The sequence below is a fragment of the Blautia sp. LMAG:89 genome (genome assembly GCF_008679485.1).
GTDB classification, from domain to species: Bacteria; Bacillota; Clostridia; order Lachnospirales; family Lachnospiraceae; genus Blautia_A; species Blautia_A fusiformis.
On record NZ_NANC01000012.1, the window covers coordinates 481599 to 501054 of the forward strand.

A 19456-nucleotide genomic window follows, 5' to 3' on the forward strand; every position below is an offset into this window, starting at 1 on the left:
ATCCAACTTACCGTTGATATTTCACAGAGTCTGACTTCTTCCGGCTGTCAGAACTCTTTAATCTTTTAGCGCTTTACCCTGATATTACCATATGCTCTCAAGGTCTGTAAACAGTTTTATTTTTTCTTCTTTTCCGATTCATAGATCTTCAGCTCTTTCAGTGCTTTTTCCCCAAGAGGATACAGCATGAAAATATTAAAGATCGTCATCAGGCCGATTCCTACATCTCCCAGATCCCATACAAATGTGTAAGCCGCGATCCCACCGATAAACAGCATCACCAGTGCCAGCACCTTATATCCTGTTTGTGAACCCCAGTTATCACCAAAAAGATAAGCCACATTGCCTCTTGCATAAAACAGGATTCCCAGGAATGTGGAAAAGCTGAACATAAACAGTGTTGCAGCAATAAAGATCACTCCAAACTGCCCCATATGATAATGCATGGCAGTCTGAAGAAGTTCCATTCCGGAAAGCCCCTGTACCAGATCTTCCGGGACCAGAAGCATGATCATGGCTGTACAGCTGCAGATCACGATCGTATCCACAAATACACCCAGGGCCTGGACAAATCCGGCTTTTACCGGACTGTCACATTCTGCTGCCGCTGCTGCACAGGGAGCGGAGCCGCTTCCCGCTTCGTTGGAAAAAAGGCCTCTTTTTACTCCGTTCATCAGCACGACGCCAAATCCGCCGGCAACAGCCTGACGAAATCCGAAAGCTTCTTCAAAAATCCGCTTAAATACTCCCGGCATACTTCCGAGATTTGTAAATATAATAAACAGCGTAATCACAAAATAAAGCACTGCCATCACCGGCACCAGAAGATCCAGAACTTTAACCGTTGCATTCTTTCGAAGCACGATCACAGCTGCGATCACTACCAGCACGATGGTAGTATACAGCGGCGGAATATCAAAAGCATTTTTGAAAGATGCCGTGACGGAATTGCTGATAACCTGACTGATCCCACACCAGCAGATCAGGCCGGAAATGGCAAACAGAACGGAAAGCAGAACCTTTTTTCGTTTTCTGCCCTGTTTTTCTTCCCAGTAGCGGTGGATATAGTAGGCAGGACCGCCCCTGTAGCCACCATATAGAGGATCCTTTTCTTTATAGAGCTGTGCCAAGGTCGCTTCGATAAAAGCAGTGGAGGAACCGATCAGCGCCGTGATCCACATCCAGAATACCGCTCCTGCACCTCCTGCCGAGATCGCAGCTACCACACCGACCAGGTTTCCCATTCCCACACGGGTAGCTGTAGATACGATCAGCGTCTGAAATGCTGAAAGATTATTTTTGTCACTTTTCTTTTCTGACAGGGCTCGTACCATATCCGGAAAAAGACGGATCGGCAGAAGCTTTGTCCTGATGGTAAAATAGATACCGGTCGGAATCAGAAGCAGGATCAGAAGTGAGATTCCCAGCGTACTTCCTCCCGGAAGCGGAATCTTTACCAGATCTCCCCACAGAAATGTATAGACCTTTTCGATCATTGTTACTATCATGTTACTGTTTCCTTTCCCCAATCACCCCATGTGATCGTTTTGTTCTCTTTTTTCTGCCCGTTGTTTGTATTTATTTCTGCAACGTTTTAAACGGGCAAAGCGTGTCTTTCATTATAATAGCTTTCTGTTTGTATGTAAAGAAAAATCCCGAATCTTTCGATCCGGAATTTTTTTGTATTGGTAACTTTTCTGTTATTCGACAGATTTCTGATATCTGTCTGTTTTTATAAGCATAGCTGCATTTTACTCTCAGCCAGCCAGGTGGAACATCTCGATCAGGAATATCCAGCTCATTCCATAGTATGTTATCACGGCTACAAGGTCATTCATCGTAGTGATCAGAGGACCTGAGGCTACTGCCGGGTCCACACCAACCTTTTTGAAAAACAGCGGTATGCAGGTTCCTACTGCACTGGATACCAGCATGGCCACCAACAGGGATAATCCGATACAGCCGGATACCGCATAGGCAAATACGAGTGTTTTTCCTTTGAATAAGAAAATATACAATCCGATCAGTACAAAAGACAGAATACCGAGCAGACCACCGTTGCAAAGACCGATCCGCATTTCCTTCAGCACAAGCTCTGCTTTCTGTCTGCCCGTCAGCGTCTCATCCATCAGTACACGGATGGTTACAGCCAAGGACTGGGTTCCAACATTTCCTGCCATATCCAGGATCAGAGACTGAAAGCACATGATGATCGGCAGACAGGTAACTACTTTTTCAAACATTCCCACAACAGAAGATACCACCATACCAAGGCCCAGAAGAACGATCAGCCAGGGCATTCTTTTTTTCATGCTTTCAAAAAGAGGTTCTTTCAGATCTTCCTCTGCAGTCAGACCGGCCAGCTTTGCATAATCCTCTCCCATCTCATCGTCTACCAGATCGATGATCCCTGCGGATGTGATCACTCCAAGGAAACGATTGTCATCGTCCAGTACAGGAATGGAATCTTCAGAATAATCCTTCAGCCGTTCCATACAGTCGTCGATCTGCTCAGTACCATACACATATGGATAGGAAGTTACGATCAGCTCTTCCATAGGGTGGTCCTGTCTTGCTGTGATCAGATCCTTCAGATCCAGGGCTCCATAAAACTCCCCTCTGTCCGTCACTGCAAAGATCGTAGAAATATTATCATTATCTGCCGCCTGGGAAATCAGCTCACTCATGGCCTGCTTTACGGTCAGATTTTCACGAATCACAATGCAGTTCGTTGTCATTCTGCTTCCGATCTCATCCTCATCAAAGGAGCGGATCATTTCAATATCTTTCCGCACCTGTTCATCCAGAAGCTGGATCAGAAGCTTGCGTTTTTCTTTATCGATCTGCTTTAAAACATCTGCCAGGGCATCGGTTTCCATTTTGGAAAGAATAGCTGCCGCTTTTTTTACATCCATCTCTTCCAGATATTGTACAGTTTCTTCTTCCTCCAGATATTCAAAAACATCTGCCAGCATACTGCTTTCCAGGATACGGTATAGTCTGCTGCGCTCCGCAGTGCTTAATTCTCTTAATACTTCCGCCAGATCGTTTTCGTGGAAATCCTGCAGCCTTTCACTTAAAACTGCCGGAGAAACACTGCTTCGGATCAGACTCAGAATATCTTTTGAAAAATCCTGATTTCTTTTTGTCATTTTCTCATCCTCCTCACATAGTTTCGCACAAAACACGCACACCAAAAACAGACATGTTAAAGCATGTCTATGTGCTGTTTGATTTTCGATTGTGTTTCCTTGGGATTTGAGTATAAAGCGAAATGAATTTATACATGATCGCCTTACTGTAAGATTCTCAGAATGAGAAGAATGAAAAATATATCTATTATAATCCTGCTGAAATTATAATGTAATAATACCGTACAGATTCTGATGACACCGATACATCCTGTCAAATATATCCTTCTGATATATAGATATAATATTCCCACAGATATTCCGTACACTTAAAACAGAATGGAACAGCCTCATCTCGCTCTGTTCTTTCCATCTTTCACTCTGAGAGCTACAACTTCGCCCATGAGAATCACAACTGTCCATTCTGTTCACCTGCCTTTTTTTCTTAATTTTTTTATCAACCCGGCCATTATAACGTTCCCGGCCGGGTTTTGTCAACCGGATTTATGGTTAAATTTATTGTAAATCCGGTTGAAATTTTATGTTTTACAGAGGTGGATGTTTATGCAGCAGCATTTGCGTTAATCGTGATGTTTTTTCAAAAAGGATCAAATTAAAAAGTCCAACAACAAATGCTTCTGCACGGATCTTCAGCATTTACTGTCGGACTTTTATCCTTTTTATTCTTTTTTGAAATATATCACAATATCATATTGTAGAGCAAAAGATTATTCTGCGTGGTCTTTCAGGTACTCTGCACGCCCCTCTTCGTAGAGGTTATTTCCCTCGCTGTCAATGATGACTACAAGCGGCATGTCTTCCACATAAAGCTTGCGGAGTGCTTCTGCTCCGAGGTCTTCGTAAGCGATAAGCTCTGCTTTTTTGATGCATTTTGCAAGAAGTGCACCTGCACCGCCGATGGCTCCGAAATATACGCCGTCATATTTTTTCATTGCATCTACGACTTCCGGAAGGCGGGCACCTTTTCCGATCATTCCTCTGGCGCCTACGGACATCATAGTCGGTGCATAGGCATCCATACGGCCGCTGGTTGTAGGGCCTGCGGAGCCGATGACTTCGCCTGGTTTTGCCGGAGTCGGACCTACATAGTAAATGGTAGCGTCTGTAGGGTCAAAAGGAATCTTTTCTCCTTTTGCAAGGGCCTCGCACATTCTCTTGTGACCTGCATCACGGGATGTATAGATAGTTCCTGTCAGTAAAACCTGGTCGCCTGCATGGAGGGTTCTTGCCAGCTCTCTTGTCAGAGGCAGTGTGATCTTTCTTCTTTCCATATTAAAGCACCTCCGTTTTATGACGTGTTACATGGCAGTTGATGTTAACTGCACATGGCATACCTGCGATATGGGTAGGCATAGTCTCAATGTTCAGACCGATAGCTGTGGTCTTTCCGCCAAAGCCCTGAGGTCCGATACCAAGCTTGTTGATCTTCTCCAGCATCTCTTTCTCAAGATCTGCATAGTAAGGATCCGGGTTCTCTGTATTCAGAGGACGCATCAGCGCTTTCTTTGCAAGAAGTGCACATTTGTCAAAAGTTCCTCCGATACCAACACCAACTACCATAGGCGGACATGGGTTCGGACCTGCAGTTTCTACAGCCTCAAGAATGAAATCCTTGATTCCCTGAAGGCCTGCAGATGGCTTGAACATACGGATCTGGCTCATATTCTCGCTTCCGAAGCCTTTTGGTCCTACAGTTACTTTCACCTGATCTCCAGGAACGATCTCTGTATAGATCATAGCCGGTGTATTGTCACCTGTGTTTCCACGGCGTACCGGATCCTTGACAACGGATTTTCTCAGGTAACCTTTATCGTATCCGCGGCGTACACCTTCATTGATGGCATCATTTAAATCTCCGCCTGTAAAGTGGACATCCTGACCAATTTCAAGGAATACACATGCCATTCCGGTATCCTGACAGATCGGAACATTCTCACTGTCTGCGATATCAAAATTCTCGATAATGTTATCAAGGACACCTTTTGCGATCTCACCGTCCTCGCAGGCACGGCAGGTTTTGATAGCATCCTTCACATCTTCCGGGAGATGTTCATTGGCTTCGATACAGAGTTTTTCGATAACCTCTGTAAGTCTGGTTACTTCGATTTCTCTCATAATAGACTCCTTTCGCTTATCTCATATGTTTTTATTATCATAACATATTGTTAACGTTCGTGGCGGGCATATTTCGGCAGAAGCATAGGAGATACGTCTCCTGTATCAACTCCTGCATTTTTCAGTTCCTCTTCATATTTTCTGATATGATCCAGATTCATGGTGCCAAGCTCTACCTCTTTGCATTTGGCAGCTGCTTTTTTACCTGCATTTCTTCCGAATACAATTACATCAAGAAGAGAGTTGCCCATCAGTCGATTTCTTCCGTGGATTCCGCCTGCTGCCTCTCCTGCAACCAGAAGGTTCGGGATTTCTTTTGTAAAGCCGTCTCCGTTGATCTCAAGACCACCGTTCTGATAATGAAGGGTCGGATAGATCACGATCGGAACTTTTCTCATATCAATACCGTAGTTCATGTACATACGGAACATGGCAGGGATCCTCTTTTCGATAGTTCCCTCACCTCCCAGGATCTCAATCATCGGAGTATCCAGCCATACACCTTTTCGTCCACCCGGAACTTCAACGCCACGGCCTTCCTCACACTCGCGGATAACGCCGGAAGCATTTACGTCACGGGTTTCCAGCGGATGAATATAAGCTTCTCCGTTTGCGTTAACAAGCTGTGCACCAACGGAACGAACCTTCTCTGTTACCAGTGCACCAAGGATCTGTGACGGATAGATCGCACCTGTTGGATGATACTGGATAGAATCCTGGTAAAGAAGTGAAGCACCTGCTCTGTAGCCAAGCACGAGTCCGTCAGCAGTTGCTCCGTAGTGGTTGGAGGTCGGGAATCCCTGGTAATGCATTCTTCCTGCACCACCGGTTGCAATTACAACTGTTTTTGCTCTTGCAACGGAATAGTCTCCGGTTTCCATGTTGAGAAGGACTGCACCGGCAGTCTGACCTTTTTCATCCTTCAGAAGTTCTACAGCGGATGTAAATTCCACTACCGGGATCTTAAGATTTAAGACCTCATCACGGATAGTACGCATGATCTCTGATCCGGAATAATCCTTTGCAGCATGCATTCTCTTTCTGGAGGTACCGCCGCCATGTGTAGTGACCATGGTTCCGTCTTCTGCTTTATCAAACTCAACACCAAGGTCGTTGAGCCATTTGATCGCATCCGGGGCTTCCATTACCAGTCTTTTTACAAGCTCCGGTTTTGCGGCAAAATGTCCGCCTCCAAAGCAGTCCAGATAATGCTGTACCGGGGAATCATTTTCTTTATCTGCTGCCTGGATCCCACCTTCTGCCATCATGGTGTTGGCGTCACCGATACGGAGCTTTGTAACGATCATAACGTTGGCACCTGCGTTGTGAGCCTCGATGGCACAGGAAGAGCCTGCTCCGCCACCGCCGATGATCAGTACATCTACATCATAATCGATTTTTGTAAGATCGATTTTTTCGTTGAGCAGACGGCTTTCTGAATGGAGCATTTTTGTCAGTTCCAGTGGTGCTTTCTGTCCCTTGTTCGGTCCTACCTTGATCTCTGCAAATGCATCCGGGTTATAATCCGGATGGAATTTTTTGAGAAGAGCATCTTTCTCATCTGCACTCAGACGTCTTGGCTCTGTTGCCATACGCTCCGCTCTTGTAGCCTCTACCTTTTTGATGGATTCCATCATATTTTCTGGATATGGTGCATACATGTTTTACGCCCTCCTACTTCTCGATTTCTCTGCTGTTGTAAAGTTCCTGCATCTCTGTGATCGGCTTCTGCATGATCTTCTCGATCATATCGTCAAATTTGCCCTCGTGGATCTCTTCCACACGTTTCTCCAGATGCTCGCTTTTCGGCGCAATATATTTTCCGGTGAGACGTCTTGCCAGAAGGCCTACCATCGGATGGGAAATTCCTGCCGGACATCTTACGGAACAGCAGCCGCAGCTTACGCAGTCAAAGGATTCCTCTGCACATTTTTCAAGCTCGCCTCTCTGCGCATATGCAATATACTGCATGACATTTAAGTCCTGTGTACAGGCCTTTGTGCAGGCATTGCATCCGATGCAGCTGTAGATCTCCGGATAAAGCTCCATCATTACCTGCTGGTTCGGCTTAAGATCTTCTATATTATAAAGTCTCTTGTCTGTAGGGAAGAACGGGATACTTGCCACATACATTCCCTCCTGCACCTGTGTCTGACAGGCGAGACAGGTTTTCAGCTCATTCTGTCCCTTGATCCTGTAGATGGTCGCGCAGGCACCGCAGAATCCGTGTCTGCAGCCGCATCCTCTTTTTAATGTATAACCGGCATATTCCATAGCTGTCATAATGGTCAGATCACCGGGAACGCTGTATTTTTTACCGAAAAAATATACGTTTACCATATTATTTTCCATTTGAGATTACCAGTCCTTTCTTTTACTTATTCAAACCGTACGCCGCAGTGCCAGGCTCGATTCCGCTTCGCTTCATCTCGCTTGAGGGCGTTCGCCCTATACAGCCGCCGATAAAAACAGCTGCTTACATGCAAGCATGATGCCTGACATACGGTACCCCGCAGTGCCAAGCTCGATTCCGCTTCGCTTCATCTCGCTTGAGGGCGTTCGCCCTATACAGCCGCCGATAAAAACAGCTGCTTACATGCAAGCATGACGCATCTGTTTTTATCAACGTCTGTGCACTGCTCATTGCTTATCAATACTCATTAGGCAGTTCATCAACCTCATCACACCTAAATACCGGGCCGTCTTTGCAGACGTATTTGTCTCCGATGTTGCAGCGGCCGCATTTTCCGACACCGCATTTCATACGAAGCTCCAGTGTGGTATATACCTGATCTCTGGAGAAGCCCAGTTCTTCCAGTCCTGCCAGAACGAATTTGATCATGATCGGCGGGCCGCAGACCAGAGCGGTCTTATTGGTATCAAAGCCAATCTCTTTCAGATAATTCGGAACAAATCCCACATGACCGTCCCAGCCTTCCTGCTCGCGGTCAATGGTAAGATATACATTTACACCTTCTGTTTTCATCCATACTTCCTGGATTTCCTTAAGCTGCACCAGATCATCTGCTGAACGGGAACCATAGAGAATATCTACTGTTCCGTAATCCTCACGGTTATCCAGCACATAGTTGATCACGGAACGAAGAGGTGCCAGACCGATTCCACCTGCGATAAACAGGAGATTTTTTCCCTTTAACTTATCTTCCACAGGAAAATGATTTCCGTATGGCCCCCTGACTGCGATCTCATCTCCAACCTGAAGGCTATGGAGATAGTCGGTAAGGGATCCGCATTTTTTGATACTGAATTCCTGATAATCCTTTACAGTCGGAGAAGAAGTAATGGAAAACATACCTTCACTGACGCCTGGTGCACAGACCATGGCACACTGTCCTGGCATATGCTCGAAAAGCTTTCCACCCTCCGGAGCCTCCACACGGAAGGTTTTTACATCCGGTGTCTCCTGACGGATATCTGTGATCACGCCAACCTTGGGGATCAGCGTATCCAGTGTATAATTCTTATGACAGGTACATTCACTCATTCTTTTCACCTCCCTGTTTTTCAAAGGCCTTGATGACTTTTACGATATTTAAAGATTCCGGACATTTCTCCACGCAGCGGCCGCAGCCAACACAGGAGAACATGCCGTCATTATTTAACGGATAATAAACAAGCTTATGCATAAATCTCTGACGGAATCTCTGCATCTGGCTGGTACGGTTGTTTCCGTGAGCCATCATGGTAAAATCAGAGTACATGCAGGAATCCCAGCAGCGGTAACGGTGAACACCGTGCCCTGTGTCGTAATCCTTAATGTCATAGCACTGACAGGTCGGACATACGAAGGTACAGGTTCCGCAGGCAAGACAAGGCTTGTACAGTTTCTCCCATACAGGAGAATTGAAACGGTCCATGTATTCTTCCTGCGCCCATCCTTCCAGTGAAAGATGTGTATATGGAAGAAGCTCGATAATACCACGGATTGCCTTCTTCTCCTCTTCTACCTTTGTCTCATCAGCATCTGCCAAAAGCTCCTTCACAGTTTCTGTCAGAGCGTTTCCCTTTTCTGTGAGAGGCTTCCAGAAAAGTTCTCCCTCGATGATCCAGGCTGCAACATCTGCTTCCGGATCTGCGGCATCAATGCCAAATACTTTACAGAAGCAGCTTTCCTCCGGTTCATGACAGGCAAGAGCTACGATAGTTCCATGTTCTCTTCTTGCCTGGTAAAAAGTATCCACCGGATCCCCAAGGAATACCTTGTCGAGAACCTTCACACCCTGTACATCACAGGCTCTCATTCCGAATACGACAAAATTCTGGTCTTTCAGTGCCTGAGGCTCAATGCTGATATTTTTTCCGTCTTTTTTACAGGTATAGAGATTTTCACTCTGCGGAAAGAAAGCATCCTTCGGTGATTTCACGGTTTTCAGTGTTTCAAGGGAAACTTCTGCATCCTCACTCCATGCCTTGAAGTTCACCTGTTCACTTACCTTTACCGGTAAATATAATTCCTGGTCTGCGGCAATTTTCCGGAATAATGCCGGCAGATTTTCTACTGCGATCTTATACATACATTATCCCCTTTCTGCCACGATCCCTGGCTCTACATCCTCAAAGGTAAAGCTGGTAAGCGGACCCTTTGACTCCGCATCCTCGCCAGCCTGGTACTCACCGTAAAACGCATCAATATCCTTGATAAACTTACGGTTAAACAGATGAAGGGGAATTCCCTGCGGGCAGACTCTGCTGCACTCGCCACAGTCCGTACATCTTCCTGCTACATGGAAGGCACGGATCACATGGAACATCTTTTCCTCAAAGGAATCCACATTTGCCTTCTGGGCGCTGTCGAACTTATTGCTGTCAAAAACGCATTTGCGGCAGCTACAGGCCGGACATACATTACGACAGGCATTACAGCGGATACATTTACTCAGCTCGCTCTGCCAGAATGCAAATTTTTCTTCCGGACTCATTGCCTCGATCCGCTCAACTTCTGCGAAACGGTCAGCGTCCTTTGTCTCCTTTGACTCACCGATCAGTTCATCGTAAATTTTATGCTCTTTTCCTTTACATACATGGCAGCGTTCCAGCATGGCATCTTTGTATGCACAGGTTTTTTCTCCGTAAACAGTATCCACAGTCAATGTCTCTGCATCTCCGGTAATCTCTGCTCCGGAAATTCCCCGGATACCCTTGATCCCCATTTTGCGGATCTTTTCAATATCCAGCTTTCCTTTACAGCCAACACCTACGATATAGGCTTTTTCTCTGTCTACACGATGCTCTTTCAAAAGCTGGTTAAAGCTATATGTATCGCAGGGCTTCAGACAGACCATGGTTTTTCCTTCCAGCTTGGAAGCTTCGATCATATATTTGCTTAAATTGGCACCGCAGAATCCATCATAGACAAAATCCTCCAGAGATTCCGGTGTTTCAAAATAGGCTGGTTCCGGATTAAAGGCAAGATCTCCGGCTTTCCACCCAAGAACCCGGACTACCGTGCCATCTGCAAGCAGTTCTTTTGCACGTTTTATCAGCTCCTGCATCTTATATCCTCCAATCTCACGTTTTTACCAAGTGAATGGATCTTCTCAACAAACTCATTCATAGTCTGTGAAAATTTCACGCCTTCTGCGGCAGATACCCATTCAACACGTGTTCTTCCGTTTTCTACCCCAATATAATCCAGCATTGAAAACAGAAGTGTCATACGTCTTCTTGCATAATAGTTTCCGGTACTGTAATGGCAGTCTCCCGGATGGCATCCGCACATGATCACACCATCGGCCCCTTTTTCAAAGGCACGGAGGATGAACATGGGATTGACACGGCAGGAACATGGAACACGGATGATCTTTACATCCGCCGGATAGCTCAAACGGCTGCTTCCGGCAAGGTCTGCTCCGGCGTAACTGCACCAGTTACAGCAGAATGCCACGATCTTTGGTCTGAATTCTTCCTTTGTTTCTATCGACATATTGCATCCACCTCCGCGATAATCTGTCTGTTGGAGAAGCCCTGAAGGTCCATGGCTCCTGACGGGCAGGCTACTGTGCAGGCACCGCAGCCCTGGCAAAGTGCTGTATTGACAACCGCAACTCTTCTTGTCTCACGGATACCGTGATCGTTGACCTGTTTCTCCTCATAGGAAATCGCTCCGTAAGGACATACATTTGCACAGGTAGAGCATCCGTTACAGAGAAGCTCGTCGGATTTTGCCGTACATGGATTGGTTGTCAACTTGTCCTTTGCAAGAAGTCCTATGGCCTTAACAGCCGCAGCTCCTGCCTGGGCAACTGTCTCCGGGATATCCTTTGGCCCCTGGCATACACCGGAAAGGAAAATTCCTGCTGTCGGTGATTCTACCGGACGAAGCTTTGCATGGGCTTCTGTAAGGAAATTGTTGGTGTCAATACTTGCAGTAAGCATGGTAGCAATCTTACGTACATCCGGATTCGGTTCAATGGCTGTTGCAAGAACTACCATATCTGCTTTCTTGAAGATCTGCTTATTATCAAGAAGGTCCGAGCCCTGAACAAGAAGTGTTCCATCCGGCTGCGGGATTACTTTTCCTACCTGACCTTTGATGTAGTTTACGTTATACTGCTCAACTGCTCTTCTGTAAAACTCATCGAAGTTTTTACCAGGTGTACGGACATCAATATAAAATACCGTCACATTGGTATCCGGATATTTATCACGGATCAGCATGGCATGCTTAGCTGTGTACATACAGCAGATCTTGGAACAGTATGGCTTTCCACGGTCATCGGAGCAACGGCTTCCCACACACTGGATAAACACGATCTCCTTCGGTGCTTTTCCATCGGAAAGACGTTCAAGATGTCCTTTTGTAGGTCCTGCAGCATTCATGATACGCTCCAGCTCCAGAGATGTGATCACATCCTTGCTCTGGCTGTATGCGTATTCATCATATTTGTCAAGCTTAATGGTATCAAATCCGGTTGCCACCACGATCGCTCCGTATTTCTGTGTTACGATCTCATCCTGCTGATCGTAATCAATGGCTCCTGCCTGACATACTTTGGAGCAGACACCACATTTGCCTGTCTTAAATTTCAGGCAATGCTCTCTGTCGATCACAGGAACATTTGGAATCGCCTGTGCAAACGGAGTATAAATAGCTGACCGGTTGTTCAGCCCTCTGTTGAACTCATTTGGAATCTTTTTGGAAGGACATTTTTCCTGGCAGACTCCACAGCCTGTACATTTGTCCATGTTGACACTTCGCGCTTTTTTGCGGATATCAACAGTAAAATCTCCTACAAAACCTGCAACTTTTTCTACTTCACTGTATGTATAGATATTGATCTTTTCGTGAGCTGCAGCCTCCACCATTTTTGGAGTAAGGATACATGCGGAGCAATCCAGAGTAGGGAAGGTTTTGTCAAGCTGTGACATTCTTCCGCCGATACTTGGTGTTTTTTCCACAATATCAACTTCATAGCCTGCATCGGCAATATCAAGAGCCGTCTGGATTCCGGCGATACCGCCTCCGATGATCAGGGCTCTCTTTGTAACCTGGCTTTCTCCCGGCTGAAGAGGAGCATTTAAATTGACTTTTGCTACTGCTGCTCTTGCAAGGATCACGGCCTTCTCCGTAGCCTCCTGCATATCCTTGTGGATCCAGGAACAGTGCTCACGGATGTTTGCGATCTCCACCATGTATGGATTCAGGCCTGCTTTTTCCGCTGCTTTGCGGAAAGTTGCCTCATGCATACGCGGGGAGCAGGAACAGACAACCACACCTGTGAGATTTTTTTCACGGATGGCTTCCTGAATTCTGGACTGACCTGCCTCGGAACACATATACTGGTAATCCTCGGCGTGTACAACACCCGGCTCTTTCGCTATGACTTCCACAACTTTTTTTACGTCTACCGTAGCGGCAATATTACTTCCGCAGTGACAGACAAATACACCGATTCTCTGCACGTTCTCACCTCCTGTATCTTCTGAATGCACTTACCAGCAGCTGCTGAGGAAGATCCGGATCAAGAAGTTCCGGGATCTCATCTGGTGAAAGATAGTTGCCACCTTTTTCCCGGACAACAAGCTGTCTTGCCCCGTCAATGATCTTTCCGGGTTTTACGTCTCTCGGACAGCGCTCCACACAGGCAAAACAGGAAAGGCATTTCCAAAGGGATGCTGAATTTACAAGTGCTTCGATATTTTCATTGATCACATAGGATACAAACTGATGAGGTTTGATATCCATCTCGTCAAAAGAAGGGCAGGTTGCGGAACATTTGCCGCATTTCATGCATTTTAAAGGATTGGTTCCACTGATCTCCTTTATTTTTTCCGCAGCAGAATGGTTATCTCTCATTTTGCCACCTCCTCTTTGACGCCAAGGGCTTCTGCCAGAAGCTCTGTAAAATAGTAAACCGGCAGTCTGTTTCCGGCATTTTTATTCAGATTATATTTGCACAGTGGACAGGCAGTGATCAGCATATCTGCGCCAAATCCGGCTGCACTTTCTTCGATCTTTTCACACATATTCTGTGACATTTCTTTTTCTTTCAGGGATATATATCCTCCACAGCATTCATTTCTGTAAGGATAGATCACAGGCTCAGCGCCAAGGGCACGGATAAAATCCTCCATGATCCTTGGATTTTCCGGATCATCAAATGCCATGATCTTTCCAGGTCTCAGAAGCAGACATCCGTAATAGGCTCCGATCTTCTTTCCGGTAAAAGGATTTACTACTTTTTCTTTCAGTTTATCAAAACCGACTCTGTCCCGGAGAACCTCCAGATAATGGAGAACGGTTGTCTCTCCTTCATAGGGAGCTTCCAACTGCATATAATTGTTGGCTCTGGTCCGGATATCTTCCACATTTTTCATATCATCATTGACACGCTTGATCACATGATGACAGGCTGAACAGATCGTCACCAGATCCTGGCCTTTTTCTTTTGCCTGGTTTAACGCACGGACGGAAGAAAGCTTTGTGGCGATCTCGTCTGTGCCAAGCGGATAAACACCACCACAACACTGCCAGTCCTCGATCTCCTCAAGCTCAAACCCAAGGGCTGTGGCACTGGCTCTGGCATACTCATCCAGATCTTTGGCCTTTGTTCTCAGGGTGCAACCCGGATAATAACTGTACTTCATACCTTTCATTATCCTTTCTTAGTCTAAAATCTGACGTTTATAGTAGATATTCTTGTTCATATATTGTCTTTTTTTTAACGATACATGAATAAAAAAATGAAATCTCAACTAACACTTATTTGAGTTTTTTTATCAATTTGCACCCAAATAAAAGAGAAAAACACTCTTCCTCCGCAATTAAGAAGTGTATTAGCTCGATTTCCGAAATCATCATATCACGTTATTTCTGTTTCGACAAGGCTTTTTCGATATTTTTTGTGTTTTTTTTAACGTACTTTTGAAAAACCTTATCATTTACGATCCTGCTTCCATGATAATTTTCATTTTCGGGCATAAAAAAGCTCCGGATCTCTCCGAAGCTTTTTTGCTCCTATCAGTAAATAATGATCGGATAACCTGCATCAATGGTGTTATAGATCAGTGCTGCCTGATCCTTAGGCAGATTGATGCAGCCGTGGCTTCCGTTGGTTTTATAACGGTTCCCGCCAAAGGATGACTGCCAGGACGCATCATGAAGTCCCTGTCCGTAGACAAAAGGCATCCAGTAATTAACCTTTACATCGTAACCATATTCATTGCTGGTAAGGTTAAAGGGACTCGCCTTGTAGGCGATCGGCCATGCACCACGATATGTTTCACGCCCCTTCACCGGCTTACCGCTGACAATATCTGTTTCCGTCACAAGGCTTCCGTCCTTATACAGCCACAAATGCTGTGCATCCAGACTGACCTCTATGTAACTGCCTGCCAGATCGTCTGTTCCGTTTCTCTGGTATCCTTTTTTGCTGTAAACAGGCTCTCTTGTTACAGCAGTACCACTTTTCAGGTCTTCCAGAAGCTGCGCATATTCTCCGTCCTGATCAATCCGGTATCCGTACTCATTTCCCTCAATGGTCACATCCGTTCCCGCAGATGTATGAAAGGTGCGGGGAACATAAATGGTATTGTATTTGTTGGCAAGCTCACTGATGTAGGCTTTAATGGCTTCTTCATCTAAAGTCAGCGTCTCCCCCTCAGCCTTCAGCCAGGATGTGATCGTATCGGAATCCAGAACAGCCGTTTCACTTCCGAATGTATAAGTTACTGTACTGCTGCGGTATTTCTTCAGCTGGCTGTTCAGGTCCGTAATCTTATTTTTCATATCCTCTGTTACAGTGACCGTCGGGCTTACATACACATGCTTGTTGATCGGTACTGTGATGGTATCCCCAAGCAGAGCCGTATCAAATGCTGCGTTCAGATTTGTGTCCACGGTAGTCTCCAGCTTATCCGGATCGATCTCCGTCCCCTGTACCTGTTTCACAAGGGTGAATTCTTTTTTCTCCTTATCGTACTGAATGGCTGCATCAACAGAAGCTTTTCTTTCTTCCGTACCGAAATTTGAAAGATCGAGAGCCTGCTTTTCCTGCTCCTCATCTTCCTCGATCTGACATTCCGGTTCTATATTTTCTTCCTTTGGAAAAAGCTTCCGGCTCTCTTCCCGCTGTTTCTGAATTTCTGTAAGCTTACTCAGAAGGGCTTCTTCATTGAGACTGTAGCCCAGCTCTTTCAAAGTAGTACTGTAAACTTCCTGATCATTTTCCTGAAAGGATACCGGACGCTCTGCAAATTCCGCAGTGATCTTTTCTTCTGCCTGCTTTGCATCCAGTCCGGAAACATCCACTCCCCATATGGAAATCTTCCGTCCCAGCGTATTGTGATCTGCCAAGTATGTATAGACAAATAACCCTGCCACTGCCAGGATCGTTACGCCAATGCAGATTCCAAGTATGATCTTCAGTGTCTTTTTACTGATGGTTGATCTTTTCTCCATACCCTTATCCCTCGAGTCTTATGTAATATATGTTATGTTGTCACACTGGCTGTTATTATAATACAATAAATCCCATTTTCTGTAAAAATGACTTATCCCGGATCCTTCTGATCCGGTAAAAAAAGACAGACTGACGCCTCTGCGAAAATCTGTCTTTCTCATACGTTTCTTTATCTGTTTCTGGCAGCAGTATTTCTCTCAGGATCTTCTGCTTCTTATTCCGGCATTACGATCTTGCCTGCAACGGCACAGGCTGCTGCTGTTTTCGGAGATGCCAGATAGATCTGAACCTTGGAAGTTCCCATACGTCCCAGGAAATTACGATTGTTGGTTGCCACAACCTTTTCACCGTCTGTCAGGATTCCGCCGGTCCTTCCGCAGCAAAGTCCGCAGCCCGGATGTGTAATGATAGCCCCAGCTTCCGCAAGAGTATCCAGAATGCCAAGCTCAATAGCCTGACGGTAAATTTTGCGGCTGGCAGGAGTCACGATCAGCTTTACAAAGTCTGCAACCTTTTTGCCCTTCAGCACCTCTGCTGCCGCCATAAGATCCTCCAGACGTCCGTTGGTGCAGGAACCGATGAATACCTGGTCGATGGTCTCACCCTGAAGCTCACTGACATCACGGATCTTGTCCACCTGAGACGGACATGCCATTACCGGCACAAAATCCTCTGCTTTATAAGTTATGGTCTTCATGTAGACAGCATCCTCATCTCCCACAAGACTCTTCTGATAATCATCAAGCTCTACGTTGCAGTAAGCAGCTGTCTTCTCATCCGGTGTGAAAAGTGCACATTTCGCACCGGCCTCAATTGCCATATTCGCCATAGTCATACGGCTTGCCACAGACATATTTTCAATGGTGCTTCCGGAAAATTCCAGAGCACGGTAAGTAGCTCCATCTGCACGAAGGTCACCGATCAGGCGGAGGATGATATCCTTGGACATGACATTCTCCGGAAGTTCTCCGTCGATCACAACCTTTATGGTTTCCGGAACCTTGATCCACATGGTTCCTGTTCCCAGGATGCTGGCCATCTCTGTATATCCGATACCGGAAGAAAATGCACCGACACATCCGTAAGTGGTAGTGTGGCTATCTGTACCAAATACGATATTGCCAGGTTTTACGTAACCGGCCTCTGTCATCAACTGGTGGCAGATACCGTCACTTCTGTGCACGTTTTTCATACCATATTTGGCTGCAAAAGCATCTCCCACATGGAAATGTCTGGTGTCGTCCTGCTGGCTTGCAGGTACAAGATGGTCATAGATCAGAACAACTTTGTCCGGATCCCAGAGTTTCTGAAAGCCCATCTCCTCGAATTTGTCCGCTACAAACGGAATAAAGATATCATGGATCATCACTCTGTCAACATTGACCGTCACGATATCGCCAGGCTTTACTGCTTTGCCTGTGTTATGTCTGATAATTTTCTCAATGATCGTCTCACCCATTATTTCTCTCCTTTCCGTCTTAGTCCAGACCGTTCAGTTTGCGCATGGCTTTTACAAGTCCGCCAGCCTGAATAATATCCATCAGATTCTCCGGAAGAGAAGCAATCGGGTACTGTTTTCCGTTATGGTCTACATGCTCGTTCATCACAACTGTAACTTCATCTCCCTCTTTCACATTGTCGTGAAGATCCGGCTGTTCGATAAGAAGAAGGCCGTTGTTGATGGAGTTGCGGAAAAAGATCCGGGCAAAAGATTTCGCAATAACACACTGTACGCCCAGTGCTTTAATGATCTCCGGTGCCTGCTCTCTGGAGGAACCGCAGCCGAAGTTCTTTCCTGCTACAATAATGTCACCTTTCTGGATCTGTCCTGCCAGCTCCGGGCGAAGGGGACTGAATCCGTACTGTTTCATATCGTCAATGGTTTTCAGCGCCAGATACTCGGTCGGAATGATGATATCGGTATCAATATCATCGCCCAGTACCCACACTTTTCCTGTAAATGCTTCCATATGTATATTCTCCTGTTTATTCCTGAATATCTTTTCTGAGGTTTTTATACTCTGTCTGCAGTTGCGATCTCACCTGCAATGGCAGATGCGGTAACCGTTGCCGCAGATCCCAGATAAACCTTGGAGCTCGGATGTCCGGCACGTCCCTTGAAGTTACGTGTTCCGGTGCTGATAAGAACCTCGTTCTCACCGATCACACCCTGGCAGCTTCCCCAGCATACACTGCAGTTCGGGTTCATCACAATAGCGCCTGCTTCCATGAAGATATCGATCAGGCCTTCTTTTAATGCCTGGCGGTAGATGGTCTGGCTTGCAGGAACGACCAGGAAACGAACGCCTTCTGCAACTTTTTTCCCCTTGATCACCTCTGCGCCTACACGGAGGTCTTCAATACGGCCGTTATTGCAGGAGCCAAGGAACGCTTCGTTGATCTTGATGCCGCAGGTTTCCTCAGCCGGAACCACATTGTCAACAAAGTCTGGCTTCGCTACAACCGGACGGACTTTTGAAAGATCAAAGGTATACTCTCTTGCGTAAACAGCATCCGGATCGCTGTGATATACCGCTTTTGGCTCACGTCCATGCTCTTTCAGATATTCCAGAGCTTTATCATCAGCCTCAAAGATTCCTGTCTTCGCACCAGCCTCAACAGCCATGTTGCAAAGTGCCATACGGTCGCTGATGCTTAATGTTCTGGCGCCCTCACCGGTAAACTCCATTGCCTGATAGTTGCAGCCGTTTGCCCCGATCTCACCGATAATGGTAAGGATCAGATCTCTTGCGTAAACGCCCTCAGGAAGCTTCCCTGTCAGGTTAAATTTTACGGTTTCCGGAACCATGACCCAGGAAGTTCCGGTTACCATTCCATAAAGAAAGTCTGTACATCCTACACCGGTACCGAAAGCGCCAAGTGCTCCATAAGAACAGGTATGGCTGTCTGCACCAAAGATCAGCTGTCCCGGACGGACATAATTCTCGATCATGATCTGATGACACACGCCTTTTCCTTCCCAGAAATCAATGTTGTTCTCTCTTGCAAAATCTCTCATTTTTTTCTGGGATGCTGCTGTTTTCGGGCTGTCAGACGGTACATTGTGGTCTACGATAAATACCAGTTTCTTTGTATCTGCGATATGTGGATTTTTTAATTTGTTGTTGTACATGTCAACAGTCAGATGTGTGGTTCCGTCATTGCTCATCAGATGATCCAGCTGGACCGTATAGATATCTCCAGGTTTTACGCTGTCCACACCGGCTGCTGCCGCGATGATTTTTTCTGCGATCGTCATTCCCATCT

The 19456-nt window shown here is 46.1% G+C and carries 17 protein-coding genes; all 17 read right to left on the reverse strand.

The genetic code is table 11. The annotated features are described in order from the left end of the window. Positions 1-116: 116 nt before the first annotated feature. The 17 genes from CCC70_RS15480 to CCC70_RS15560 all read right to left on the reverse strand — a co-directional run bounded on the left by CCC70_RS15480 (position 117) and on the right by CCC70_RS15560 (position 19454). Positions 117-1508 carry an alanine/glycine:cation symporter family protein gene (locus CCC70_RS15480; RefSeq protein WP_287085202.1) on the reverse strand — a complete coding sequence of 464 codons (1392 nt, stop codon included), beginning with the start codon at positions 1506-1508 and terminating at the stop codon, positions 117-119. A gap of 249 nt (positions 1509-1757) precedes the next feature. Further along, entirely contained in the window at positions 1758-3152 is a 1395-nt protein-coding gene (gene mgtE, locus CCC70_RS15485) for a magnesium transporter (RefSeq protein ID WP_227573802.1), read from the reverse strand. A 707-nt stretch (positions 3153-3859) separates the two neighbouring features. Continuing rightward, the gene (locus CCC70_RS15490; protein WP_022426051.1) at positions 3860-4423 is read right to left on the reverse strand and encodes a Fe-S-containing hydro-lyase; all 564 of its coding nucleotides are present in this window, start codon (positions 4421-4423) and stop codon (positions 3860-3862) included. A gap of 1 nt (position 4424) precedes the next feature. Next, positions 4425-5267: a fumarate hydratase gene (locus tag CCC70_RS15495; RefSeq protein WP_059085578.1), complete on the reverse strand. Its 843-nt coding sequence runs from the start codon at positions 5265-5267 to the stop codon at positions 4425-4427. Between the two features lie 50 nt (positions 5268-5317). Then, positions 5318-6928 carry an FAD-dependent oxidoreductase gene (locus CCC70_RS15500; RefSeq protein ID WP_022426050.1) on the reverse strand — a complete coding sequence of 537 codons (1611 nt, stop codon included), beginning with the start codon at positions 6926-6928 and terminating at the stop codon, positions 5318-5320. A 13-nt stretch (positions 6929-6941) separates the two neighbouring features. Continuing rightward, complete coding sequence (locus tag CCC70_RS15505; RefSeq protein WP_021652990.1) at positions 6942-7619, reverse strand: 2Fe-2S iron-sulfur cluster-binding protein; 678 nt, start codon at positions 7617-7619, stop codon at positions 6942-6944. Between the two features lie 298 nt (positions 7620-7917). Further along, on the reverse strand, positions 7918-8772 hold the full coding sequence (locus CCC70_RS15510) for an FAD/NAD(P)-binding protein (RefSeq protein WP_015524689.1): 855 nt from the start codon (positions 8770-8772) through the stop codon (positions 7918-7920). After that, positions 8765-9802, reverse strand: a complete 1038-nt coding sequence (locus CCC70_RS15515) for a 4Fe-4S dicluster domain-containing protein (protein ID WP_287085203.1) — start codon at positions 9800-9802, stop codon at positions 8765-8767. The genes CCC70_RS15510 and CCC70_RS15515 overlap by 8 nt, the downstream gene beginning before the upstream one ends. Before the next feature lie 3 nt (positions 9803-9805). Then, entirely contained in the window at positions 9806-10780 is a 975-nt protein-coding gene (locus tag CCC70_RS15520; RefSeq protein ID WP_015524687.1) for a 4Fe-4S dicluster domain-containing protein, read from the reverse strand. After that, positions 10768-11211: a hydrogenase iron-sulfur subunit gene (locus CCC70_RS15525; protein WP_015524686.1), complete on the reverse strand. Its 444-nt coding sequence runs from the start codon at positions 11209-11211 to the stop codon at positions 10768-10770. The genes CCC70_RS15520 and CCC70_RS15525 overlap by 13 nt, the downstream gene beginning before the upstream one ends. After that, a complete protein-coding gene (locus CCC70_RS15530; protein ID WP_118752949.1) occupies positions 11202-13190 on the reverse strand; it encodes a CoB--CoM heterodisulfide reductase iron-sulfur subunit A family protein in 1989 nt (662 codons plus the stop codon). Before CCC70_RS15530 ends, CCC70_RS15525 begins: the two co-directional genes overlap by 10 nt. Before the next feature lie 4 nt (positions 13191-13194). After that, positions 13195-13584, reverse strand: a complete 390-nt coding sequence (locus tag CCC70_RS15535; RefSeq protein WP_118063559.1) for a 4Fe-4S dicluster domain-containing protein — start codon at positions 13582-13584, stop codon at positions 13195-13197. Then, positions 13581-14375: a CoB--CoM heterodisulfide reductase iron-sulfur subunit B family protein gene (locus CCC70_RS15540; RefSeq protein ID WP_044962411.1), complete on the reverse strand. Its 795-nt coding sequence runs from the start codon at positions 14373-14375 to the stop codon at positions 13581-13583. Before CCC70_RS15540 ends, CCC70_RS15535 begins: the two co-directional genes overlap by 4 nt. A 373-nt stretch (positions 14376-14748) precedes the next feature. After that, the gene (locus tag CCC70_RS15545) at positions 14749-16188 is read right to left on the reverse strand and encodes a L,D-transpeptidase family protein (RefSeq protein WP_287085204.1); all 1440 of its coding nucleotides are present in this window, start codon (positions 16186-16188) and stop codon (positions 14749-14751) included. Positions 16189-16403: 215 nt separating this feature from the next. Beyond that, positions 16404-17648, reverse strand: coding sequence for a 3-isopropylmalate dehydratase large subunit (locus CCC70_RS15550; protein ID WP_287085205.1), 1245 nt, complete (start codon positions 17646-17648; stop codon positions 16404-16406). A 19-nt stretch (positions 17649-17667) separates the two neighbouring features. Then, positions 17668-18159 carry a LeuD/DmdB family oxidoreductase small subunit gene (locus CCC70_RS15555; RefSeq protein ID WP_021653000.1) on the reverse strand — a complete coding sequence of 164 codons (492 nt, stop codon included), beginning with the start codon at positions 18157-18159 and terminating at the stop codon, positions 17668-17670. A gap of 44 nt (positions 18160-18203) precedes the next feature. Then, a complete protein-coding gene (locus CCC70_RS15560; protein ID WP_287085206.1) occupies positions 18204-19454 on the reverse strand; it encodes a 3-isopropylmalate dehydratase large subunit in 1251 nt (416 codons plus the stop codon). Positions 19455-19456 lie beyond the last annotated feature (2 nt).